Genomic DNA, 24,319 nt, shown 5'->3' on the forward strand with positions numbered 1-24,319 from the left:
ACCGAGGAGCTTGTTTTCAGGCTCCTCTAATCCGAATTAATAGTGCTGGGCACACTAATAAAAGCTGCCGGTTTTAGCCGACAGCTTTTACTATAGATCAACCAGTATTACGCAAACCTGCTGCAATACCGCTGATGGTGAGTAATACTTCTGTAAGTGTATCTTCATTTCCATTTTCATTTTGACGAAGATCCTTAATGAGTTCTACTTGTAAGAAATTTAATGGATCCACGTATGGGTTCCGTAGCTTAACCGATTCTTGAATAGTAGGCTGATGATCGAGAAGTTCGTGATCACCCGTAATTTGTAGGAGGACCTGTTTCGTCGTATTGTACTCATCGATGATCGTTTGATAAATACGTTCTCCAAGAACCTGATCACTCACAAGTGCCTTATATTCTTTGGCCGTATGAATATCCGCTTTGGTCAAAGCCATTTGCAAATTATCAATGGTGGAACGGAAGAAAGGCCAGTTCTCATACATTTGCTGCAACTGCTTCAAGTGCTCACCACTGCGGGAAGCATAGTTCATCAATCCTGTACCTGAAGCATACCAGGCTGGAATCACTTGGCGGTTTTGGGTCCAGGCGAATACCCATGGGATTGCTCTTAAATTTTCAAATTTCATACTGTCCTTACGTTTCATAGGACGAGAACCGATATTCAATTCACCAAGTTCTTGAAGCGGAGTAGCTTCATTGAAGTATGTTAGAAAGTCTTCATCTTCAAAAACAAGAGATTGGTATTTTTTCAGAGACACATCTGAAATGTCGTCCATAGCTTGTTCCCACTTTTCCTCGCGGTTGTGTACCTGTTCCGTGTCTTTGGAAACATGGGCAGCACCTTCGACTAAAGTGGAAACTCCCTGCTCAAGGCTCCTGTAGGCAATATCAGTCAGGAGGTAGCGTGAAGATAAAACTTCTCCTTGTTCGGTGATTTTTACACCGTCGCCTAATGTTTCAGCAGGCTGAGATAGAATACTTCGGTTTAAAGGACCCCCACCTCGACCAAGCGAGCCACCGCGCCCATGGAAAAATTTCAAACCGACATTGTACTCTCTGGCCATATCATGGATTTCTTGCTGTGCTTTGTAAAGTTTCCAGTTGGCCGTCAGTGGACCCCCGTCTTTACTACCATCGGAATAGCCTAGCATAACTTCTTGATGATTGTTTAGGTTGTTCAAGTGTTTGCTGTAGACCTCCATTTCAAACAAGGTTTTTAAAATCTCAGGCCCTGCTATCAAATCATCTACCGTTTCAAGCAGGGGCGCGACGTTCAAGTTGCTTTCTACTCGTCCATCTGAATGTAGACGGTAAATCCCCGCTTCTTTAGCAAGCACTAAGACTTCCAAAATGTCACTTGCTGACTCTGTCATGCTGATTAAATAAACTTCGATCGAACTTTTACCGAACTCTTTATGTGCATCACGAATCACTTGAAAGACTTTTAACATTTCCTGTGTGTCATCACTATAGTCTTCATTTAGTAATGTGATAGGTCGTGGATCTTTTAATATACTTTCCAACAGCTCGACTTTTTCGGACTCAGAAAGATTGCCATAGTCGCTATGAATATTTACTTTTCGCAAAATTTCCGTTATGGCAGCTTCATGTTCTCCGCTATGATTACGGATGTCGAGGGTTGCTAAATGAAAGCCGAATAGTTTCACTTGGCGAACGAGTTTACGTAGCATTTTCAATTCCCGCATCGTCGGTTGATGGTTTTTCACACTGCTTTGAATTAAATGAAGATCCTCTAAAAGTTGATCAGCCGATTGATAACCTGCTTCCGATTTACCTACTTGACGCAGGCGTTCCAAGATAATCGCAAATTTTCGACGATACATTTCTTCTTTTATACGCCACCTCTTCTCTTGTGGAAGGAGAGGTTCCTCATTTTCAACAGAAGCGCATAATTCATCACTTACGTTTACACGAGTTGTAGAATGACTAAACCGTTTCATTAATTCAACGAGTACGACATCATATTTTTGTAATACTAAAGCCCGTTGTTTATTCAATGTTTCCCATGTGATTTCTGGAGTAACATTTGGGTTGCCGTCACGATCACCGCCTATCCAGGAGCCGAAGCGGAGGAAGTTTGGCACATTCCATTTTTCCTCAGGGTAACTTTCTTCCAGACGATCCTCTAACTCCTGATGGATATCAGGGAGTACATCAAATAAGGTCTGATCAAAATAGTAGAGGCCATTTCGTACTTCATCCATGACGGTCGGTTTCCGATGTCTCAATTCATCGGTTTGCCACAAAACGGTAACCTCGTTGAACAGGCTTTCTTGAATATGTTCACGCTCATGCTTCGTTAACTGGGGATGTTCGAGCTGCATTAATATCGTTGCAATACGTTTTTGAATTTCGAGTACCGTACGCTTCGTTGCTTCAGTAGGATGTGCAGTAATGATCAATTCCAATGACAATTGATCGAGTACACCCTGGATCACCTCTTTATCGATATTATGGTCTTTCAACGACAGAACAGCACTCTCAATTGAATAAGGCTGGACACCTTGATCTTCAAAAAGTTGATATTCGCGGCGTCGGCGTATACGATGGTTTTGCTCTGCAATATTTACGAGATGGAAATAGATTGAGAATGCACGTATGACTTGTGAACGCATCGGTGGTTGTAAAGATTGGATTTCACTTTTTAACATTTTATACATAGAGGGTTCACGATTTTTTCTCAGATCTTTAGTCAATTTACGTATTGTTTCGACTTTGTTGAATAATTTTTCCCCACCATGATGGATCAGGATTTCACCGAGCAAATTACCAAGTAGATTCACATCACGGCGTAAGGGTGTTGTATGGTCTTGTTTTTGAATTTGGACTGTCACACTTTCACCATCCTATTTCGTCTTTTTTTTGGAGCTACTATGATAATGACATCACTTATATTTTTCTTATGTTATCAAAATAATTTTTATAGTCAAATAAATGAGATAACTCCCAAACCCTTGTAAGCGCTTGCTTTAAGAGGGTTTTGAAACATTTCGGATAGGGTTCGTATATAGAGGGGACAGGGACTAGACGGGTAGAAATCATATCATTTTTATATCAGTTTTGCCGTTTTAAAATTTTTTTTAAAACTTTTATCGAGAGTTGTAAAGTTGTACAGTTATATATTTATTAATTTCTCTAAAAAGGAAGGCTTTCTATACCGATAAAATGGGTAGAAGGCTTTTTGCTAATCTAGGTTTAAAGACTTGTCCGATTGACAATACTGGCTACTAATCTATCAAATTGCAAAATAAGTGAATAGGTAATTTAGATCGAATAATAGTTTGAATATTGTAAAAAAATGTCGTAATGCTACAATAATGTGAAATAGGTTACTAGATTTACATTTTTACCAGATTTGTAGTGGATTTTGGTGGAAATTGGGGCGAGGTACTAGAGGTACAATCTAATTCGATAGGGGAGGCTGCTATGAAGAAACTCTGTTTGTTATTCGGACTCTTAATTATCTTTTTGTTTTCATTCCAATCGTCATTAACCGCTTACGCCCAGGATGGTAAGGACTATCGCGTAGGTGCAACATCCTTGAACGTTCGGAGCGAACCCGATATGGATGCAACCTACATAGGCTCTTTAGAAACAGATTCAGTTGTCACGGTTTATGAAGAACGCTACGGATGGGCAAGGATCGATTACAATGGACAAACTGGCTGGGTTGCCTCGCATTTTTTATATCAGTCAAATCAATCTAAGAAAGCGTCTAACAATTCTGATGAAAGATTAAGGGGTAAAGAGATATCAGTTGCTGTTGATGGGGTATATATTCGAACTGGGCCTGGAACGAATCATTCGATCATCGACCAAGCCTATCAGGGTGAATCCTTTCAACAAATAGAACAAAAGAATGATTGGGTATTAGTCCAATTGGAGAACGGGGAGACGGGGTGGATTGCAGGTTGGCTAATTGCACAATCTTCAAAAGGAAGAGGGAAAACGAATCCTCAACCCCAAACATCAAGCAACTCTAGTAATCACTCATTGAAAGGTTACAACATTGTCGTTGACGCTGGTCATGGAGGTTTTGACCCAGGTGCGATAGGAATTGACTATTCATTTGAAAAAACGCTCGCATTGAAAACTGCGCACACTGTTGCCAAACAATTACGTAATGCAGGAGCAACGGTGATTATGACTAGATCTGGGGATCAATTTTTGGCACTGGAGGAACGAATAAACATTAGTCAGTCATACGATACACATGCATTTATCAGCCTTCACTATAACGCTTATCCGCTATCAGGTGTGAACGGCGTCAGTACGTATTATTATGCTGGAGGAGCCGATCGATCATTGGCGGACGAGATTCAACAGCAACTTGTAGGTAAAACCCAAATGCAAGACGATGGAGTCCAATATGGAGATTTTCACGTACTTAGGGAAAATTCAGATTTAGCGGTCCTTGTTGAGTTGGGATTCCTTACAAACCCACATGATTATTCCGTTATACAAACAAACAACTATCAATTAAATGTTGCCCAAGCGATTACCCAAGGTGTGATGAACCACTTTAATGATTGATATTAATTCACTATGAAATGTAAACAACTAGGATCCTCTTGTTCGTATAAAAGTTGGTAGAACCGCTTTTAGCGCAGAAGGGGATTTTTGCTTTGGTAGTATTGTTTGGTTTGATCATAGATTTATAAGGTAGGAAAATGACTATTAGGTTTGTTCCAGAGTTTTTGTTAATTAAATAAAAATGGTGGTTTTGTAGATGGTTATGAGGTTGTTAGAGAGAGTATTATATATAGCAAGGTTTGTTGTTTGGGTCAGCTTTGCACAATTCGTATCGTTTGCTTGATTTTATGAATATCAGCCTTGTTTTCCCAATGCTCTTTAACAAACAAATCCATATGATCACGAATAACTTGTTGTCCCTCTTCAAGCTTGTCCATTGTGCTCTCTAGCTTGTCCATCCGTGTTTCAAGCTTCCCCATGCCGCTCTCTAGCTTGTCCATTCGTGTTTCAAGCTTCCCCATGCTGCTTTCTAGTTTATCCATCCTGTTTCCATGCTTATCTATCCTTCCAATTAGTTGGCTAAACTGATGATTCATCTGTTCTTGGAGTTCTTTAATGGCTTGCAAAACTTGATTCTCTTCCATCTTTTTCACCACCTTTATTGAATAGTATATCATGCAGATTAGCCACATGAACAATCATATTATTAGGAATATCTTTTTTGCGAAAATCAAACAACTGAATATTAGAGGTTGTTCAAAAAGTCCGGTAAAAATAGCTGTCGAATTTCTTCGTTATTCGATCTCTCCGGACTTGCACAGGACGTGCTGACTTCGACGTTTTCACAGGACGTGAAGTACTTAGTCGAAGTTCCATATGTACCTGCGTCTACAAGCGTATTCTTGGAAGTAAGCTTCCTCGGTACAACTCGTAGTATTTATGCAAGTACCGCTCGTCGTTCTGGTCCTCGAAATTTTCACGCCTCGAACTTCTCGGCTCTTTTTGTCCTCCTTTTTGAACACGCACTATTAGTAGAAACAAAACTCTTGTGGTTGAGGAGATAATCAACGTTCCCTGTATAGTAGATTTCAATTAATCATTAATCTACCTTTTTTAGTAAGGAGGATAGAAGAAGATTAAGAGAGTAATGATTACACTCGAAAAATATGTTAACCTATAAACAAAATAAGTTAACATATAAAAGGGGAGATCCAGTTGGACAAACATAATGAACTAATTGATAAAAGTAAGCAGTATTTATGGCTTCCGTTTACGCAAATGCAAGATTACGATAAGGACCCTTTAATCATCGAAAGTGGGGAAGGGGTTCTTTTAAAAGATACAGAGGGAAATACATATTATGACGGTTTTTCATCGGTATGGCTCAATGTTCACGGCCATCGGAAAAAGGAGCTGGATGAAGCGATTCGAGCTCAGCTTGATAAAATTGCCCATTCGACTTTACTTGGAATGACGAATGTTCCGGCTACTGAACTGGCGGAACGACTAGTTAAAATGACCCCAAAAGGATTGGACCGTGTTTTTTACTCGGATAGTGGGGCTTCAGCAGTGGAAATTGCATTAAAAATGGCGTTCCAATATTGGCAGAACATCGGTAAAGTACAGAAGCAAAAATTTGTTACGATGTCGAACGGATACCATGGCGATACAATAGGTGCTGTTAGCCTCGGGAACGTCGATATCTTTCACAAGGTTTATAAGCCGCTTCTTTTTGATAGCTATAAAGTGCCTTACCCATACGTCTATCGCCATGAAAGCGGTGTTGAAGTAATATGTCGGGATGAGTGTTTGCAGGAGTTAAAAAGAGTTCTTGAAAAGCATCATGATGAAATTGCTGCCCTTATCGTTGAGCCGATGATGCAAGGTGCGAGCGGGATGATTAAGATGCCAGAGGGGTATTTAGCCGGCATGCAATCGTTATGTAAGGAGTATGATGTGCTTCTCATTGCGGATGAAGTCGCGACAGGTTTTGGGCGAACTGGTGAGTTGTTTGCTTGTAATCATGAAGCGGTCGTACCTGACATCATGACAACCGGAAAGGGGATTACAGGTGGATATCTTCCGATCGCGGCCACGTTAACAAGTGAGCACATCTATCAAGCCTTTTACGACGATTATACGAAGCTCAAAACATTCTTCCATGGCCATTCTTATACGGGTAATCAGCTCGGTTGTGCCGTTGCCCTCGCGAACCTTGATCTATTTGAAAACGACCAAATTATTGAAAACGTGCAAACGAAATCGAATCTAATAAAAAATGAATTGGAGCGGTTTAAGGAACTGGAGCATGTTGGCGACATCCGACAAATTGGCTTTATGGCTGGTATCGAACTTGTGAAGAACAAGCAAACGAAAGAATCATTTAAATGGGAGGATCGCACGGGTTACCAGGTTTCGTTAAAAATGCGGGAGCTCGGTATGTTGACTCGACCGCTTGGTGATGTCATAGCCTTATTACCACCACTAGCAAGCTCACCTGATGATCTGAAAGCAATGCTCGGAATTATGAAAGAAGCGATTCAAACCGTTACGGAAGGAGCAACCGTTAATGGGTAGCGGCTTTTTTATTACGGGAACAGATACCGAGGTTGGCAAAACGTTTGTCACAGGTGCAATTGCCGCTGTACTTAAGGAAAATGGGATGGACGTAGGTGTATTTAAGCCAATGCTGAGCGGGATTAAACGTGAAGATCCATCAAGTGACACGTCCTATCTTAAAAGGATGGCAGGAGACAGTAGTCCTTTAGAAAAGATTACTCCCTTTCAGTTTGAAGAACCTCTTGCTCCTTATGTTGCAGCAAGTCGTTCAGGTCAACATGTTTCCATGAATGAAGTGCTTGATGCTTGGGAAGACATTAAACCGTTGCATGACTTCTTTTTCATAGAAGGAGCGGGTGGAATAGCCGTTCCGTTTGGTGAGGATTACCTTGTTTCAGATGTAGCAAGAGCGATTGGATATCCGTTAATTATCGTAGCACGCCCTAACCTAGGAACTGTGAATCACACCCTGCTAACAATTGACTATGCAAAAAAGGCGGGGATAGAGGTTCTGGGTGTTGTCATTAACGGGTTGAAAGAGGATGAAGCAGGAGTAGCAGAAGAGACGAACCCAACCATTATAGAACAATTTTCTGGAGTGCCAGTCCTCGGAGTTTTGCCGTGGATGGACAACCCGGATCGAAAGCAAATTGTAGAGATGGCGAAAGAGCGGCTTGATCTTCAACGATTTTATAAAAAAGTATAAATTTTGTTGCACTAGAGGGGAGGGACGGTTTTGAAGGTACAAGAGAAGTCACAATGGGAAGAGGAAATTAAGGCAGAGCTTGCTGATCTAGAGGCATTATCGCAAAAGCGCCACCTCGTTACTTCCGAATCCGCTGAGCAATCATGGCTTAGGATTAATGGAAAGAAAATGCTAAACCTAGCTTCCAACAACTATTTAGGGTACGCAGGCGATGAACGGTTGAAAAAAGCAATGATTGAAGCGGTAGATAAATACGGTGCAGGTGCCACAGCCTCACGCTTAATCGTCGGCAATCATCCGCTTTATAAGGAAACAGAAGCAGCACTTATTAAGTGGAAAAGGGCGGAAGCGGGGATAATTGTAAACAGTGGCTATACGGGGAATCTTGGAATTATTTCTGCCTTGTTAGGTCGTGGTGACTATGTTTTCAGCGATAAACTGAATCATGCAAGTATTGTCGATGGCGTCGTCTTGAGTCGTGCCAAGCACCAGCGATATCGGCATAATGATTTAAAACACCTGGAATCATTACTGCAAAAAGCTCCTGCTGATAAACGGAAGCTCATCGTAACAGATTCCTTATTCAGTATGGATGGTGATTTCGCCCACTTAGTAGAGCTTATTCAATTAAAGGAACAGTATAACGCAATATTAATGGTCGATGAAGCCCATTCAAGCGGCATTTATGGGAAAAACGGTGAAGGTTATGCCCACCACCTTAATCTACAGAATCGGATCGATATCCAAATGGGTACTTTCAGCAAAGCACTTGGTTCATTCGGGGCTTATGTGATCGGAAAGAAATGGCTCATCGACTATTTAACGAACCGAATGCGTAGTTTCATTTATTCAACGGCCTTGCCTCCAGCAGTCCTTGGTGCTGCAAAGACTGCGATTGAGATTGTACAGTTTGAACCTGAACGACGTGCTTCACTGCAAACGAATGCTAGATATTTTAGAGAGGCACTCATTGATCTCGGATTTGATATAGGTGGGAGTGAATCGCAAATCGTGCCGGTTATTATAGGAGAAAATGAGACAACAATGATGTTTGCTAAGGCATTGCAAAAAGAAGGAATAGCTGCTGTTCCTGTTAGACCGCCAACCGTTCCAGAAAATGAAGCAAGAATTCGTTTTACCTTAACCGCTGCACATCAGAAGGAAGATCTGGATTGGTCCTTGAATCGAATTGCTGATATCGGGAAAAAGATGGGGCTGATCGGATGAAGAAAACGCATCTAGTAATGCTACCAGGCTGGGGAATGGAGAAGGCAGGGTTTCAATCGTTAACTGGACCTCTTTCTGAAAATACTCAACTTTCCTATGTGGAATGGAGAAATGTAGGTCTAATAACTGATTTTAAAGAACGCGTGAAGGAAACAGTACTCTCGTTTAAAGAGCCTGTTTATTTACTTGGCTGGTCACTAGGTTCATTAGCGGCACTTGATTTTACAAGCGAGTATCCAAAACAGATTAAGGGTTTAATACTCATTGGTGGGACGAGCCGTTTTACAAGGGATGAGGACTACCCGAGTGGCTGGCAACCACGTTTTGTCGAACGTATGAAGAAACAGTTACAACGCAATCAGGAGAAAACACTGACAACTTTTTACGAAGAAATGTTTTCTGTAGCTGAGAGGGAGAAAGGGTTGGACAGACAATTCATTGAGGTTGTACAACGTGAGTTTCAAGGGGATAATCTGGATTCGCTATGTACGGGGTTAGATTATCTATTACAAACAGATACAAGAGTAACTCTCTCGCAAATTGACGCACCGGTTTTATTGATTCATGGTGTAGAGGATACGATTTGTCCTCCTACAGCCTCTTCTTTGATAAACCAACAGTTGGGAGAAAACGCTGAATTTCACGAAATCGAAAATGCAGGGCATATCTCGTTTTTCACAAAATCAGATGAGTGCATTCAGCTAATTATAAAATTCCTGCAAAAGGATGAAAAGCAATGATTGATAAACAACTTTTGCGAAAACGATTTAGTGACCATGCAAGGACATATGATGAGTACGCCAATGTCCAGAAAAAGATGGCGAACCAATTAATCGGCTCACTTCCGAAATCCGATAAATCAATTGATATTCTAGAAATTGGCTGTGGATCCGGTTACTTGACTCGGATACTATGTGAAGTATTTCCACACGCGACAATTACTGCTATTGATTTAGCTCCAGGAATGATTGAGGTGGCGAAGGAAAGGATGGGGGAGAAGAGGGTCACCTATCTATGTGGTGATATCGAAGAAATGATGCTCCACAAAACCTACGATATCATCATTTCAAATGCAACGTTTCAATGGTTGAATAATCCTAAGAAGGTGATTGGACAGTTGTATACCTTATTAAAATCGGGGGGCGTTTTCACATTTTCAACCTTTGGAGCAAAAACTTTTCAGGAACTCCATACCTGCTACGTACAGGCGAAATTAAAACTACAACTCCAAACGAGCAGTGCTCCAGGGCAAGCGTTTTATTCGAAAACAGAACTGGTTGGTCTATGTGAACGAGCATTAGCTGTATCAAAAAGTACGTTTCCAAATGAAATCACAGGCACACAGCAATTTGAGCGGGAGTATTTTCAAAACGCACGCGCCTTTTTTACATCGGTTCAAAAAATTGGAGCAAGCAACAGCAATAAAACAAACTCGATCCAACGCCCGTCCTTCTTCAGGGAATTAATCAAATTGTACGAAACAAATTACCGTGATGAAAATGGAATCCGAGCAACGTATGATTGTTTGTTTTTAAGCATTAAGAAAATAGGACTGTTACATAATGATGGGGTAGATGAAACAGTAGGTGTTGATATTAAAACATAGAAAAGCTTGGTATATATGCTCGAATCAAACAATACCTTGAGATAGTTAACCTCTCAAGGTATAGTATATTATCTATTACTTTGCTTTAAATTTTCTGCAATGTATTTCTCAATGATTGCTTGGGGTCTTTTTCCTTTTGTTTTTATTCCTAAGTTTTTGTATTCCCAAATAATCTGTTGTTCATAGGAGTCCACTTCAGACAGGTCTTCGTAGTTGTAATCGATATTGAAATCATTAGGGGAGAGTAGGGAGACCATTTAAAGTTTATTAATCGTTTAATATATACAAAGAACACCCGAATAGATAGATTATTTTCCACTACTCGGGTTAAATAATACATCGATCATATTTAGAAAATCTGGACTTAATTAAGATTCGTATCACTTTAAATATTCTGCTTCCCATTCTTCTTGTTTTTCAACAGGACTAAGTTGAGAAATATCATCATATCTATAATTGACTTTCATTTGACCAGTGTTATCTAAAATAAAAGTTAAATTTGTCCACTGTTCTTGATCTTGCAACCTAAATTCATTCCATAAGACTTCAAAGCATTCATATAATTCCTGTTTTAAATTTTTATGATAACGTTTATCTACATCAAACCTATCTATAATATCCAGATTATAGATAGATTTCTTATTGTTTAAAGGATAATAATAATAAAATACTTGTGAGAACCCCTCTCTTACTTCAGAATAGAGAAAAATTTTTCTCCAATCTTCAGGAATCATTTCATTTAATATGGTTGCTACTCTTTGATAAATAATTTCCATCTCTTTAGTTTCCAATATTAATCCTCTCCATTATAATTAGTTAAATTGCCTTCATACTTTTCCCATCAATTTTGTATTCAATTTCAAACTTTAAAGGTCTTGCAGAATCTTCTTTGTATATAGGTTCAATTTTAACTTCAACTGTTTTACCTTCCTCTAAAGCCTTCTTCCAAGCATTTTCTAATACCTTGTACTCGCTCCTATTTAATTTAGCATTCCCGTTATTGGTATATATTGATCCAAACGAAAAGTACCTTGAGGGGCAGTAATCCTCTCAAGGTATAGTAATAACTATTATGTTCTTTCATTATCATCAATGTACTTCTCAATGATTGCTTGGAGCCTTTCTCCTTTTGTTTTTATTCCAAGATGCTTGTATTCCCAAATAATCTGTTGTTCATAGGAGTCCACTTCAGATAGGTCTTCGTAGTTGTAATCGATTTTGAAATCACCGGTGTTATCAATTGTTAATGTGAGATTCGTCCATTGTTCTTGATTTTGGTTTCTAAATTCCTCCCACAGTTCTGTAAAATAATCATAAAGTTGAAACTCCAATTCTTGATATTCTTCTTCATTAATAGAATATAGGTCAGGTACGTTAAGATTATATACTGGATCAGTTTTTCCTGATGGAATATAATAGAAAAATATACGTTTAAGATCACTTCGAAATTCTGCAAAAAGGGCTATTTTCCCCCATGCTTCCGGGATCATATCATTAAGCGTAATACCGATGTTTTGATATAGTTCTTCCATTGTTTTCTTTGCTCCATTTACTAAGTTGAGTTCACTATTTTTTGAAAGTGTGAAAGAATATGATTGTAAAATACAAAAATACATAAGAGACCTGATGAAGACATGATCGGATTTTAAAAGAATTTTATTTATTATCCTTATGAAGATAAGTCCTAAGGATATCCTCGGCCATTTCTCCTCCAACTCTAATTCCAAGGGTATTATATGCCCAAATAACTTGTTTTGCGTATGGTCCGAATGTTGAAGGATATTCATACTCATAGTTAATCTTAAATTCTCCAGTATTATCAAGTATGAAAGTTAGGTTTGTCCATTGCTCTTGCTTCTGAATTCTAAACTCTTCCCATAATTCATCGAAACAATCAGGTAAATCATACCGTAGTTCTTTAAATTTATTATCATCAATGTTAAATTGATCTGTGATATCCATACTGTAAATTGGGTTCTGGTTATCTTTTGGATAATAATAGAAAAATACATTTTGATGTTCTTCACTTACTTCTGCATATAAATATACTTTATTCCATTCTTCTGGAATGATGTTGTTAATAATTATTCCGATTTTATTATATAGTTCTTCCATTTCAGTTGTTTCCAAATAAGTACACTCCTAAGAGCTTTTTGCTAAGTCAGACTGGTATCCATCATATCCATTAATGTATAGGAAGAAATCAGGTGAAAAAAGCAGTAGTAACTCTCAAAGTCATAGCTTAACAACATTAACTTTTTCCGCTTTCGGTAATGTGCTTTTGAATAATTGCTTGTGGCCTTTCCCCCTTAGTTTCTATACCTAAATGTTTATACTTCCATATAATTCGCTGCTCATATGAATCCTGTTCACTAATGTCTTCATAATTATATTCAATGTTAAATTCTCCTGTGTTTTCAAGTATAAATGTAAGACTTGTCCACTTTTCTTGCTTTTGATTCTTAAACACTTCCCATAACTCCGTAAAACAATCATATAATTGATCTTCTAGCTCTTCGTATTCATCTTCATAATTGATAAATCTATTTGTGATATCTAGATTATAAACTGGTTCATCTAGGTTGCTGGGGTAATAATAAAAATATATACTTTTCTGCCCTCTTCACTAACCTCTGTGTAAAGAAGGATCTTATTCCATGCTTCTGGTATCATTTCATTTAAAATATTTGCTGCTTTCTCATAAAGCATTTCCATCTCTTTAGTTTCCATTATTCTTTTTCTAGATATTCTTCTTCCCAATTATTCTGCTTATCAACGGGACTGATATCTGAAACATCTTCATAATCATAGTCTACCTTCATGGAACCAATATTATCTAAAATAAAGGTTAAATTTGACCAAGGTTCTTGTTCTTGCTTCTTGAATTCTTCACGTAACCCTGAAAAACATGTATATAACTGGTTTTCTAATTCATCAAACTCATCCTCGTTGAGATTGAACTTATCAGTAATATCAAGGCTATAAACTGGTTCAGTATCAGCACTAGGATAATAATAAAAGAAAACTTTCCTATAGCCTTCACGGACTTCGGCGTAAAGGTATAATTTACTCCATTCTCCTGGAATGTTGTTGTTAATAATTATTGCTATTTTGTTATATATATCTTCCATTTCAGTTGTTCTCATTTAAAGTTCACTCCTAAGATTTCTGTATAATTCCATCAAATCCGTTAATGTGGAGGAAGAAACTCGATAAATAAAAATATCTTGGAAGGTAGTTACCTAGCAAGGCATAGTAATAACTATTATTTTTTTTCATTTTCAACAATGTACTTCTCAATGATTGCTTGGGGTCTTTTTCCTTTGGTTTTGATTCCTAGATTCTTGTATTCCCAAATAATCTGTTGCTCATAAGGGTCAACTTCAGATAAGTCTTCATAGTTGTAATCAATATTGAATTCACCAGTGGTATCAATTGTTAACGTGAGATTCGTCCATTTCTCTTGATTCTGGTTACTAAACTCTTCTGATAACTCTGTGAAACAATCATATAAGTTATCTTCTAGTTCTTCAATGGCTTCCTCATCTACGTTATATTTTTTTATAATGTCAAGGCTATAAATAGGCTCGCTTTTTCCATCTGGATAAAAATAAAAATATACTTGTCTTGAACCTTTCCAGACTTCTGCGTAGAGGTGAATTTTTATCCAAGCCCCAGGAATCATGCTTTGTAAATTATAGGCTATTTCTTGATATATATTTTCCATTACTTTTGTCTCCATGATTAAACCTCCTATGGATTATCCAATCGCCTAATTGTTTCTTTCCCTTCAATTTTATACTTAATTACAAATTCATTGGGCCTTGTTGAATCTCCTTTGAATTTTGGTGTTACATCTACAAATACTTCTTGACCTGACTCAGGTGCACTTTTCCATTGGTTTTCTAGCCGCTTATAAGATCCTTGATTTACGAGTTTTCCATTCATGGGAACCATATATTTATAGATCGCTTTCCCCCTTTAAACGCGCATCCAGCCCAGCCGACAACTGGAATGAATCCTGCAGCGGCCATTGCACCGGCGGTTGCTCGTTCGGCTGCGGTAAGCTTTCTACCTGTGATCGGATCGACGCCTTCTGTTGATCTAAGGTAATCATAATATCCAGTAAGGAGAAGATTTAATAAATAAAAAACCACACGAGTTATCTACTAAAACTCGTGTGGTTTACAAATTTTGGTTTGAATGGCTAGTTATGATTTTATTTATTTCAAAGGAATAATTCAAACTTCATTCCACTCCATCTAGTACGAATGAATAAACTTTTGTTTAGGAACTTCCGTTTTTATACATATCTATTTATTATCTAATATGCTTCTTAATCCGGTAAAAACAACATCTCTCATAACCTCGGTATATTCGCTATATTCTTTTTGGGTGTTTATTACTTCGTCAAAAACCTCTTTTATTTTTCCGTCTATTATTATCGTTAATCCTTCAACTTCTTCATCTGATTCCCCTTTTTGGAACTTATCTTTTAATATTGTTAGCTTTTCGGACATATTCCCATCTCCTTTATTTGAAATTTTTAGCTAAAAAGTTTTCTACATCTATAATCCAGTATTGTTCCTTCTTAGGTACATATTCTGTGAAGTCAAGAAGCTGGTTCAGGATATAGTGAAAATAATTTAATTCCTTATTATCAAAGTTTACATACAGGGAAGGGGAAAGGTCCAAAACACTATCATAATCCTCATTTATTAATAAATGAGATAATTCAGTTGCATTATCTTTAAAACTATTTATTTTCTCAAAAACTTTATTTATATCTAAAACTATTTTTAATTTTATAACTTCAATTTTGAAATTACAAATAAAGCCTTGAGGGAAAGCATACCAATCAAGATTTTATATTCATATGTTTTTTATAGAACAGATTTTCTTTCAATGTTAAATATATCTATTTTTTCATGTTCAAATAATTTTTCTAAATTTTCGGGCCCATGTTCTTCAGCGTAATGATATTCTTTTTCAGAAATAGGAACAGCAAGTAACCATGTAACGCATTTATTTGAAAATTCAATCGTCTTTAATGACTCCTCCCACAAAAAGGGTGGGGCAAATAATATGTGTTCCATTTCAGTATTCGGGTAATACATTTTTAGAACATCTCTAAAAATCACTCCTGGTGCACACGAATAGTTTGAGTTTATTATATTAAATGCACATGTTGATAAAACATTCGAGAATAAATTAAACTCTGTATAACATGCACCAACAATCTCTATTGTTAGAGGTTTTTCGTCTATTAATAGATCAATTGAATAGTCTGATAAGTTAAGAGTTGAATATGATGAAACACCTTCATAAGGTCTATCGCTAGCAGATAATATATCAATACTGCTTTTATGTTGGTCATCCCAATATTTATTTACCTTTGGTGATCCACCAAATGCTTGTAACGCTGACTTTGCAATTATTTTATTTTCACTTGAAATACTCATAAAAAATCCCTCCAACTATCAATTAATCCCCGAAATAATCATCAGTCAAGTCTTCTCCTTGATGACTTCTATTTGAGGATGGGAGTTCTGGTTGGTAGTGATCTGGATTATTATGTTCATCCAGAAACTCCTTTCGTGAGATACCTCTTTCAGTTGCACTTTGCTGATGTTTTCTGAACTCATAACCCGGTTTATGCCCCATATCCCATTGTTCATCTTTGTTTATTACTTTTTTAGTTAATGGATCTCTAACTTCACCATCGGATTTTTTTGCATTTTCCCAAACTTTGTCTCTAACGCCTTTTCGGTATCCTGAAGGTCTTTTATAAGTTTTATTACTCGTAATACCCTTAACTGAAAACTTCGATATCGTACTCTCAATTACCTTTTTCACAGAAGAAGAATTCATCGTGTTCATAGGAACCCTTGGGCCGATGCCTGCCATAGCTGGTTGCATTCCAGGTGGTATTAACGAATCCATGCCGCCTCGTACACTGTACATGAAGTCCTGCATACTAGCTTTGGATTTGTTCGCCATTTGATGAGCCTTTTCAAGTGTTTGCTGGCTGACTTTTTTGGAACCTCGAGCGACTTGTGGCGTAAATGGAGCTGCCGCGAAGACTGAACCAAACACGCCCTGATAGAGGCCAGCCTGACGTTGTTCCTCTGTCAACTCGTTCCCGAACATATCTTTTCCAGTAAAATATTCACCGAATCCGTTGGCAGAGACAAGCCCATACAGTCCCAATTCAGCTTTTTCCAGTTTTGAAAAAGCCTTTGAATTCTTATAAGCATCCAATGCATTTTCAGCGGCGTTCATTCCTTTGGCAGTCTTATAAATCGCTTTTCCGCCCTTAAACGCTCGTCCAGCCCAGCCGACAACTGGAATGAATCCTGCAGCGGCCATTGCCCCGGCAGTCGCTCTCTCAGCAGCGGTTAGCTTTCTACCTGTGATCGGATCGACGCCTTCAGTTGCTCTAAGGTAATCATAATATCCGGTGAATTCCCCTGTAAAGGTCTTAACGCCATCCCACGCTTTTTCATACCATGGTCGATTTTCTAGTTCCTCGAGTTCTTTAATTCGTTCACGTGCCTTCGCTTGTTCTTCTTTGAATTTCAGGTATTGCTCGGTTCGATTCTCAGCCTGTTTTATTTGTTCGTGCACGTCACTTGTTTGGTAAGCAACTGAATTAAAGTGAATTGGAGAAATTTGATTCCCTTGTCGAGACGATTCCATTAGTAATTTGAACTTTTCACTAATCACCCGTTCTGTATCCTGTAAGGGAACGTACTGACCCATCCAGATTTCGTCCAGTTGATTGACCGCGTCGATCGTGTCTCTCCGCTTCTTTTCCGCCTTTTCCATTTGGGAATCAAAGCCCGCTCGTGAAAAGACGTCCATCTGATGAATGTCGCTAATACGGCTAAAAATATTCTGGAGTGCTTGTTGTTGATCCGCTACCATTTGATCGGCTCTAAGTGCACTTTGGAAAAGGTCGCTTTCGAGAAATGGCACTTCAACAATCGCATCACCAGAAAGTTTTTTCTCTTCGGCATCCATTTCCATTGCTCCAAAGAAAACAATATTGGCATTGGCAAGTTGGATCCAGTCACCAACGACTTCAGCCTGGATACGAAAAAAGCCTTTTATTGCATCCGCGCCTTTTCCTTGAAATTCATTATCGAGGTTGACGATGCTTTTCAAAGCAGTTTGTAACGTTTCTAGCTGATCCCTTAGCTGTTCATATTCATTCTTGCGTGTTGCCATCGTATCCAATAACGTTCTTGCCTCATAGACACTTGTAGATCTTGCTCCTGTAGTGCTCCCATTTACATTCACAATCCCGTCTGCCTTTCATTATAGAATCTTGTGATCGTTTTACGTTTGGTCGTTTTATAAAAAATTACGCTAATTATGTAATCGTGATGGTGTATTAATTGGGTAGAGGGAGGATAAAAAATCCGGAACTGTCTTAACCCTCTTAAGCTTTCCAAAAATAACCTACCTTTATAGTAAACATCTTCTAACACTTGTTCTATGGAAAAAAGCGGATTTAAAGAAAATAATCCAATACACATATGCTAAATATACTATTCAGGTATTCATATTAGTACGAAGTGTTCATTGTTAGAAAAGTCGAGAATGGAAATCATTTTGTCCGGTTTTAGACAGGAGAATATAGAATGGGAAAAGCAATCCAACGAAATATAGATTATATGTGGGTGAAAGAAGTCGTATTTTTAGACTATTAGGATAGTTCAATATGGTTTTTTATTTAAATTAGTAAAAAAGACGCCGATATAAAGTACCTTTAAATTGCTCATTTTTAAAAAATATTAGATTTTATAGGGAATAACGTTTAATAGATTACATTAATATGACAAAATAATGCAAAAAACTAGTATATTCTACTTCATTTGTAATGAACTTGTAAAATAACAAACTACTTTCCTATGGTACGATATTTAAGAACATAGGGGAGAGGTAGTAAAAGTAGAACTTGTTATATACATAATCTTTCAGAAGTGCAGCATAGTCCTAATTACTTTTATAAAATGTAAGAACTCTACTTTTTAGCTAACTCCCAATTGGTTTATTACCAAATATAAACAATCCAATTGGAGGAAAAGTAATGAAGAAAAAGATTTTACCGGTAGCATTGGCGGCAGGGATTGTATTTTCGGGGGCAGGACAAGCATTTGCAGCATCAGGGAGTTCAATTATCAACAGTGGTGATGATTATTTAGGAAAGCCTTATCGTTACGGTGCACCTATTGGAAATACAAGTTCATTCGATTGCTCATCTTTTACAGCAACTGTTTTTAGGGAACATGGGATTAATCTTCCGCGGACAAGTCGAGCGCAGGCAACAGTTGGGACAAAAGTGTCAAAATCGAACTTACAAGTAGGAGATCTACTCTTTTATGATACCGATTACAACGGATCGATTAACCACGTAGCCATTTACGCTGGAAATGGCAAAATGCTTGGAGCACAGAGTTCTACAGGGGTAGCATTCGCGGATGCATTTTCTCCATATTATTGGGGTGACCGTTTTGTGACAGCTCGTCGCGTATTAAATTCAGGTTCATCAGCACCTGCACCAAGTAATCCAGAACCGTCTTCTCCAAACGAAAGTAGTTCTTCTAACACATCTATTCATGTAGTTAAACGAGGAGATACACTTTGGGGGATCAGTATTAAATACAACACATCAATCTCAAAAATTAAGCAACTGAACAATATTCCTTCTTATCTTATTTATCCAGGACAACGTTTAAAGGTTTCAGGTAGTGCTCCAGCTACAAGTAACCCTGCACCATCCAAAGAAACAACTTCAAACGGCGGTTCATACACTGTAAGGCCTGGAGATACACTTTGGGAAATCAGCATTGAGAATGGTGTGTCATTAAGTGCATTAATGAATGCCAACAACTTAACATCCGATCTCATCTTCCCAGGACAAAAGTTTATTATTCCTAACTAAAAAACATAAGCAAAAACCCTTCTAGAAGGTCTAAAAGGGTTTTTGCATAATAAAGCATTTGGAGTATTCGAGAAAAAGAAGTTATATTAAAATATCAAATACGATAGGCACCACAATCGTTTGGTAGGGATGAAAAAGAGTTTTATTTTGAGAAAAACGACCGGAAGCTCTTTTTCTTACGTCTCTTTGATCGTTCTTTTAGTCGTTTCTTTATTTGTTCACATTCCTCTAATCTACACTACATACTAATCGGTACCCACTTATGAAAAATTTTTCGACACAAACAGGTCCGTCGACAAGCTGTTCAAAATGGGCTAAATCGTTCGGAATGTAGGTTGAGATTGGATTTTGTCCAGGATTCACTAGGACAACTGTAAGTTGATCTTTATCCAACTTTAGACTCACCTCTCAAGTAAAATATGATATAAGTCTAGTATAGGTTAAATTTTACTATGTGTAAAATAGTATATTGTAAAAACTTTGTCGAAATAAGTAGTTAAAAGTGACTATTCAAACCGTTTTGATAAAATGATACTAATTTCTTATTAAAAGGTGTCGCTCTATTTAATATTTTCCTTATGATAACTCTATCTTTTTTTGACAAAACCCCTAATTTGTAGCAAAATTATGTATATAAAAACATAGAGATTATTTGTCGAATTTTAAGGAGAAGAAATATGAAAAAACTACTATACATACTTATCGTCACTTTATCAATAGGAAGTATTATTTTTGGTCATTTTTATTGGAAAGCCAAAATTAGTGACAATCATCTTTCGTCAATAGCAAGTGCTGAAAACACCTCAAACACAACCGAAAATGTTGCTGAGAAAAAGTCGAAAGAATCAAAAAAGAAACCAACAAAAAACGGTTCCAAGCAGCCAAACTATAAAGAGTTAACTGGTAACATGACATCCGAACTTCAGAATCTTATTTTACAAAAAATAGATGCCGGAGAACCCATTAAACTTGCAATTATCGGCTCTGGTGCTCAAACTAAAGGGTCTACTCCTTGGCCTTCCCTTTTTAAGGAGAGGTTAAACCAAGCATATGGGACAGAAGTTTTTGATATAGTGCCTACAAGCTTTGGGGATGGTTGGTCGATTGAAATCATTTACGGTGATAAATTTAATAGTGTAGTAGAGACAAGTCCAGATATAGTCTTATTGGAACCGTTCCTTTTAAATGACAACGCAGATATCAACATCGATGATACACTGGCAAGTATACGATATATGAACAATCGTTTTTTAGAGCAAAACGGGGAAATGGTGTTACTATTACAACCACCACATCCTGTTTTCGAACCAAGCTTATATTTGAGCCAAGTGGAAAGCTTAAAGGAATTTGCCAAAGAGAAGGGTCATATTTACTTAAATCACTGGGAAGACTGGCCTGATAGTGACAATGCGGAAATCAAGAATTATTTGTTGACAGATGGATCTGGGCCAGTTATTTAGCTGATTACTTTTTAGGACAGTAGATAAGTACGGTAGAGCATATTAAAACCCCTCACTCTGAGATTCGAAATGAGGGGTTTTCGTATGTTAATCAAACGTTTGTTTAACGCAGATCATCTATTGGTAGCCGTGGGATGCCGCAATCAATCAAACGTTTGAATAAGGTGGCTATGCAGGAGTGTTCCCTTGCTATGTTTACTTATTGCTCAACTCCGGATGATGTGTAGTTCACGTAGAAGGTGGTGGACAGGGTCTACACCTGGTAAATCATGAATGGTTCCAAAATGTCGAAGGGCCCCACCGTCTAGCACAAGCACATATTGACAGAGTTGTTCAATTTCAGACAAGTCATGGCTTGAGAACAGAATCGTTTTTTCGTTATCTAGATGTTTGAGAAAACGGATAATGTCAGTTTTGGATGAGATGTCGATGCCAACAGTCGGTTCATCCATTATCAAATAATCCGGATTGTGTAACAAAGCAATCATTATATTCAGCTTCCGTTGCATCCCGCCTGATAGCGCCTCAACCCGTTTACTTAGGTGTGGGGTTAATCCAACCATATCAAGTAGCTGGGCAATCCTTGTATCCGTAATTTTCCCTGGAGCCATCCCTACCCAGAACGTTAGATTTTCTTTGACCGATAAGTTCATGTGTAAGGCGATGTCCTGGGGTACATAACCGATTCGCTTACGGATACTCTTCTTTTTTTGCCGAACGGTTTGGCCCTCGATAAGAACGTCGCCTTTGCTCGGGTTCACAAGGGTGGCAATCATTTTCATAAGCGTTGATTTACCAGCGCCATTTGGCCCGACCAAACCAACACGTGCTCCTTTAGGGATAAAGAGGTCCACATCCTTTACAACCTCCTTGCCTTTATATCGCTTCGTGATGTTCCTTAGTTCAATCATGGCGTAACACTCCTCTTCCCAAGCCTATAATCATTGATCCGAGTCCAATTGCTGCTAAAATGATGATCGACGTTGAAATCTCCCCTGTAAATATTCCATTTAAGAACCACTGTTGTGGGGTATACTTTGCAACTGTTTCGAACATTGATGAAAACTCACTTATCTGTAGAAAGCTTCCGCCTATCAGACTGGTAAAAACAGTAATAGCGATCGCCACCAACTGATAAAGCATTCTCGACTGAATAAATTGACTGATCATGAAACTAATCCCGATGCATGCAATCAGATATACGATAATACCCAAAGCCAGTCGCTCTAAATTACCATCCATACTGATTATAAAATAAATGCTAACGGGTATCATTGTGAAACCAGTGTATGAAAAGGTTCCTAATATGTTTGCAGAAAGTTGTGTTAAGCGACTAACCCCAAACATGCCGCTCCGTAAAGCGACACCATTGCGACGGTCTTCAAAAACCCATGTAATCAGGAAAAAACTGATGAGCATGATGTAGACACTAAGTAAGCCGTATAGGAGAGGGGAGGGATTGCTACTATCGGTCTTGGAGTCCGTTTCGCTAGTAGCTGATTCTTCTCCACCTGTTTTATAATCAATAGTCATTAGGGGCTTAGGTTCCCATTGGCCGTCTGCATACGCCCAAGCCTCAGCGTAAACATCTTCACCGTTTAGTTCATCCTCAAGATAGGTCGCAGCTTTTCCATTGCTCGCAAGTCGAATCACCTCTGAGGCAACAAACTCCTCAATCAAGCCAATAGAAATTGCGGAAGGGGACTCCCATAGTTTAATAACATCCTCAATTTTCCCGGCTCGGAGTTTTTCCTCAATATCATCAGTAAATACAACGGCAGCTTCGACCTGGTTCGTTTCAAGTAGTCGTTTTGCTTCCTCTTTAGAACGCTCGATTGCATAAATGGTTTCTTTATTCGATATTCGTTCAATCAACAAGTTGACCGTATCGTTTTCCTGTTCAGCTACAAAAACGATTGGAATCTTCACTTGTCCAGAGCTAGATTTAAGCAGTTGATCTCCACCCCAGAAGACGAGAAGAGGCACAATCAGTAATACAAGGAACTGTATCCGTTGACTAACATGTATTTTCCAGCGTGTTCTCCAGATATGCCACATGTTCATCTATGCTTCACCTGCCTAAACACGTAAGCTGTGAATAAGAATAGGCCGATCATGCCTAACATTACGAGTAAACTTGGATAAAGGATTTCTTTATTACTATCAAAAATAGAGTGGAGGAGCCCTGTGTGTGACCAGTGACTCAAAGTACCAAGGTTTATCCATTCTAAAATCCCAGTGTAGTACGCTTGAGGGAAAATAAGACTTCCACATGCAGCAAAAAGAACGAGAAAAATTAAACCAGTGAATGATCGCATTACCTCGTGCAATGGAAGGGAAGATAGCAGGGCGTACCAGGCGCTAATGACCGCAATGGTAGCACCAAGAGTAAGAAGACCCCAACCAAGCTGACCAGTGACCTCCAAATTGGTGAATAAGAAAAAGCAACTAATGAGGATTCCGGTTTGGGCTAATAAAATCGTGAAATGGGTAAAGAAATGACTACCGACTTGGGCTGCGGATGAAACACCGAACGTTTGCAACCGCTCATCAATTCGTTCATTAGAAGACATCGTAATGCCCATCGTTAACAATCCTGTTAGGCATAGCAATAAAATCAAACCCGATGTGCTGTAATATTTTAGCGGGGTAACTCCACTAAATGATTCTATTTCTTCCTTTTCAAACATTTTCTCTCGGCCGAACGCAAACAACGTAAATTCTTTAATCGATGCGTTAATTTCCGCAGATCCAGCTGACCCTTCCCGGTTCTTAAATTCATAAATAGTGTTGACACCACTTTGTGCAGCACTGACGAGATCGGCAGCACTTTTCATCATTTCATGAAAGAGCGCAGATTGAATCGGCCGCTGCTCATTACCAATCACAAGAACAGGTTTATTTTCACCAATCCGTATTCCTTTTGTAAATCCATCCGGAATTGTAAGAATGGCGGAGACTTTATTTTCAGTAAGAAGATCTTGAGCATCACTTTCGTTCACATGCCGGAACGTAATTAACTCCTCAAGCTCTTCATCCTCTTGAAATTGTTGGATCAATAAGTTTGTTTCGACGGTATCATCCTCATCGACAATCGCTACATCAAACGGAGGAAGGAGGGATTCGGACTTCATTAGATTTTCGAGTCCATAAACAAGGAAGGCAACAAGCCCGAGCGGAAGCAAAAAAAGCACACCCCAAGCCATGGGCTGTCGCAAAATTTCCTTCAATTGCATACGTGCTAAAACAGTCGATTTCATGTTTGTCACCTATCTTAAGTATGTAAAAGAGAAGGGATGACTCATTGGTTATTAC

27 protein-coding genes and 1 pseudogene are annotated in these 24,319 nt (G+C 38.4%); 8 read left to right on the plus strand and 20 right to left on the minus strand.

The annotated features are described in order from the left end of the window. Positions 1–97: 97 nt before the first annotated feature. On the minus strand, positions 98–2,857 hold the full coding sequence (gene ppc / locus NON16_RS14965) for a phosphoenolpyruvate carboxylase (protein ID WP_257350195.1): 2,760 nt from the start codon (positions 2,855–2,857) through the stop codon (positions 98–100). 592 nt (positions 2,858–3,449) lie between these two features. Here ppc and NON16_RS14970 point away from each other — a divergent pair. Continuing rightward, positions 3,450–4,556, plus strand: a complete 1,107-nt coding sequence (locus tag NON16_RS14970; RefSeq protein WP_257350197.1) for an N-acetylmuramoyl-L-alanine amidase family protein — start codon at positions 3,450–3,452, stop codon at positions 4,554–4,556. Positions 4,557–4,807: 251 nt separating this feature from the next. Here the strand turns inward: NON16_RS14970 and NON16_RS14975 are convergent, their stop codons facing one another. Continuing rightward, on the minus strand, positions 4,808–5,140 hold the full coding sequence (locus NON16_RS14975; protein ID WP_257350198.1) for a hypothetical protein: 333 nt from the start codon (positions 5,138–5,140) through the stop codon (positions 4,808–4,810). Between the two features lie 634 nt (positions 5,141–5,774). Between NON16_RS14975 and bioA the strand changes: the two genes are divergently transcribed. Genes bioA through bioC form a run of 5 tightly spaced genes read left to right on the plus strand, consistent with a single transcriptional unit; the run spans position 5,775 to position 10,594 of the window. Beyond that, positions 5,775–7,073, plus strand: coding sequence for an adenosylmethionine--8-amino-7-oxononanoate transaminase (gene bioA, locus NON16_RS14980; protein ID WP_372508824.1), 1,299 nt, complete (start codon positions 5,775–5,777; stop codon positions 7,071–7,073). Beyond that, positions 7,066–7,761 (plus strand): dethiobiotin synthase, encoded by a 696-nt coding sequence (bioD, locus tag NON16_RS14985; RefSeq protein ID WP_257350201.1) that lies wholly within the window; start codon positions 7,066–7,068, stop codon positions 7,759–7,761. Before bioA ends, bioD begins: the two co-directional genes overlap by 8 nt. Before the next feature lie 30 nt (positions 7,762–7,791). Continuing rightward, the gene (bioF, locus tag NON16_RS14990; protein WP_257350203.1) at positions 7,792–8,988 is read left to right on the plus strand and encodes an 8-amino-7-oxononanoate synthase; all 1,197 of its coding nucleotides are present in this window, start codon (positions 7,792–7,794) and stop codon (positions 8,986–8,988) included. Further along, a complete protein-coding gene (locus NON16_RS14995; protein WP_257350204.1) occupies positions 8,985–9,728 on the plus strand; it encodes an alpha/beta fold hydrolase in 744 nt (247 codons plus the stop codon). The genes bioF and NON16_RS14995 overlap by 4 nt, the downstream gene beginning before the upstream one ends. Continuing rightward, entirely contained in the window at positions 9,725–10,594 is an 870-nt protein-coding gene (bioC, locus tag NON16_RS15000) for a malonyl-ACP O-methyltransferase BioC (protein WP_257350205.1), read from the plus strand. The genes NON16_RS14995 and bioC overlap by 4 nt, the downstream gene beginning before the upstream one ends. Before the next feature lie 68 nt (positions 10,595–10,662). On the opposite strand, the gene NON16_RS15005 is transcribed toward bioC, so the two are convergent. The 14 genes and pseudogenes from NON16_RS15005 to NON16_RS25855 all read right to left on the minus strand — a co-directional run bounded on the left by NON16_RS15005 (position 10,663) and on the right by NON16_RS25855 (position 17,896). Then, the gene (locus tag NON16_RS15005; RefSeq protein WP_257350206.1) at positions 10,663–10,851 is read right to left on the minus strand and encodes an immunity protein YezG family protein; all 189 of its coding nucleotides are present in this window, start codon (positions 10,849–10,851) and stop codon (positions 10,663–10,665) included. A 123-nt stretch (positions 10,852–10,974) separates the two neighbouring features. Next, positions 10,975–11,385, minus strand: a complete 411-nt coding sequence (locus NON16_RS15010) for an antitoxin YezG family protein (RefSeq protein ID WP_257350207.1) — start codon at positions 11,383–11,385, stop codon at positions 10,975–10,977. Between the two features lie 25 nt (positions 11,386–11,410). Next, positions 11,411–11,605: a DNA/RNA non-specific endonuclease gene (locus NON16_RS15015; RefSeq protein ID WP_257350302.1), complete on the minus strand. Its 195-nt coding sequence runs from the start codon at positions 11,603–11,605 to the stop codon at positions 11,411–11,413. A 59-nt stretch (positions 11,606–11,664) separates the two neighbouring features. After that, complete coding sequence (locus NON16_RS15020; protein WP_257350208.1) at positions 11,665–12,126, minus strand: antitoxin YezG family protein; 462 nt, start codon at positions 12,124–12,126, stop codon at positions 11,665–11,667. 124 nt (positions 12,127–12,250) lie between these two features. Continuing rightward, positions 12,251–12,724, minus strand: coding sequence for an antitoxin YezG family protein (locus tag NON16_RS15025; protein ID WP_257350209.1), 474 nt, complete (start codon positions 12,722–12,724; stop codon positions 12,251–12,253). A 121-nt stretch (positions 12,725–12,845) separates the two neighbouring features. Continuing rightward, positions 12,846–13,202 carry an immunity protein YezG family protein gene (locus tag NON16_RS15030; protein ID WP_308216618.1) on the minus strand — a complete coding sequence of 119 codons (357 nt, stop codon included), beginning with the start codon at positions 13,200–13,202 and terminating at the stop codon, positions 12,846–12,848. Then, positions 13,172–13,324, minus strand: a complete 153-nt coding sequence (locus NON16_RS15035; protein ID WP_257350210.1) for an antitoxin YezG family protein — start codon at positions 13,322–13,324, stop codon at positions 13,172–13,174. The genes NON16_RS15030 and NON16_RS15035 overlap by 31 nt, the downstream gene beginning before the upstream one ends. Continuing rightward, the gene (locus tag NON16_RS15040) at positions 13,324–13,740 is read right to left on the minus strand and encodes an antitoxin YezG family protein (protein WP_257350211.1); all 417 of its coding nucleotides are present in this window, start codon (positions 13,738–13,740) and stop codon (positions 13,324–13,326) included. Before NON16_RS15040 ends, NON16_RS15035 begins: the two co-directional genes overlap by 1 nt. A 119-nt stretch (positions 13,741–13,859) precedes the next feature. After that, complete coding sequence (locus NON16_RS15045; RefSeq protein WP_257350212.1) at positions 13,860–14,336, minus strand: antitoxin YezG family protein; 477 nt, start codon at positions 14,334–14,336, stop codon at positions 13,860–13,862. An 11-nt stretch (positions 14,337–14,347) separates the two neighbouring features. Beyond that, positions 14,348–14,551 (minus strand): DNA/RNA non-specific endonuclease, encoded by a 204-nt coding sequence (locus tag NON16_RS25685; protein WP_372508821.1) that lies wholly within the window; start codon positions 14,549–14,551, stop codon positions 14,348–14,350. A gap of 14 nt (positions 14,552–14,565) precedes the next feature. Beyond that, positions 14,566–14,724: pseudogene (locus NON16_RS15050) on the minus strand (pre-toxin TG domain-containing protein); the annotation flags it as partial. 183 nt (positions 14,725–14,907) lie between these two features. Continuing rightward, positions 14,908–15,114: a hypothetical protein gene (locus tag NON16_RS15055; protein WP_257350214.1), complete on the minus strand. Its 207-nt coding sequence runs from the start codon at positions 15,112–15,114 to the stop codon at positions 14,908–14,910. Positions 15,115–15,477: 363 nt separating this feature from the next. Further along, positions 15,478–16,056, minus strand: a complete 579-nt coding sequence (locus NON16_RS15060) for a suppressor of fused domain protein (RefSeq protein ID WP_257350215.1) — start codon at positions 16,054–16,056, stop codon at positions 15,478–15,480. A gap of 22 nt (positions 16,057–16,078) precedes the next feature. Further along, the gene (locus NON16_RS25855; protein WP_257350216.1) at positions 16,079–17,896 is read right to left on the minus strand and encodes a T7SS effector LXG polymorphic toxin; all 1,818 of its coding nucleotides are present in this window, start codon (positions 17,894–17,896) and stop codon (positions 16,079–16,081) included. Between the two features lie 793 nt (positions 17,897–18,689). Between NON16_RS25855 and NON16_RS15070 the strand changes: the two genes are divergently transcribed. Then, positions 18,690–19,544 carry a LysM peptidoglycan-binding domain-containing protein gene (locus tag NON16_RS15070; RefSeq protein WP_257350217.1) on the plus strand — a complete coding sequence of 285 codons (855 nt, stop codon included), beginning with the start codon at positions 18,690–18,692 and terminating at the stop codon, positions 19,542–19,544. A gap of 228 nt (positions 19,545–19,772) precedes the next feature. Here NON16_RS15070 and NON16_RS15075 read toward each other — a convergent pair whose 3' ends face one another. Continuing rightward, positions 19,773–19,937 carry a hypothetical protein gene (locus tag NON16_RS15075; protein WP_257350218.1) on the minus strand — a complete coding sequence of 55 codons (165 nt, stop codon included), beginning with the start codon at positions 19,935–19,937 and terminating at the stop codon, positions 19,773–19,775. 284 nt (positions 19,938–20,221) lie between these two features. Here NON16_RS15075 and NON16_RS15080 point away from each other — a divergent pair, with 284 nt between their 5' ends. Continuing rightward, positions 20,222–21,004 (plus strand): SGNH/GDSL hydrolase family protein, encoded by a 783-nt coding sequence (locus NON16_RS15080; protein ID WP_257350219.1) that lies wholly within the window; start codon positions 20,222–20,224, stop codon positions 21,002–21,004. Between the two features lie 206 nt (positions 21,005–21,210). Here the strand turns inward: NON16_RS15080 and NON16_RS15085 are convergent, their stop codons facing one another. The 3 genes from NON16_RS15085 to NON16_RS15095 are packed head-to-tail and all read right to left on the minus strand — an operon-like array spanning position 21,211 to position 24,264. Further along, complete coding sequence (locus tag NON16_RS15085) at positions 21,211–21,915, minus strand: ABC transporter ATP-binding protein (protein WP_257350220.1); 705 nt, start codon at positions 21,913–21,915, stop codon at positions 21,211–21,213. Continuing rightward, positions 21,908–23,068 (minus strand): ABC transporter permease, encoded by a 1,161-nt coding sequence (locus tag NON16_RS15090; RefSeq protein ID WP_257350221.1) that lies wholly within the window; start codon positions 23,066–23,068, stop codon positions 21,908–21,910. Before NON16_RS15090 ends, NON16_RS15085 begins: the two co-directional genes overlap by 8 nt. Continuing rightward, entirely contained in the window at positions 23,065–24,264 is a 1,200-nt protein-coding gene (locus NON16_RS15095) for an ABC transporter permease (protein WP_257350222.1), read from the minus strand. The genes NON16_RS15090 and NON16_RS15095 overlap by 4 nt, the downstream gene beginning before the upstream one ends. Between the last annotated feature and the right edge of the window lie 55 nt (positions 24,265–24,319).

The organism is Pseudalkalibacillus decolorationis, assembly GCF_024609785.1.
Classification (GTDB): domain Bacteria; phylum Bacillota; class Bacilli; order Bacillales; family Fictibacillaceae; genus Pseudalkalibacillus; species Pseudalkalibacillus decolorationis.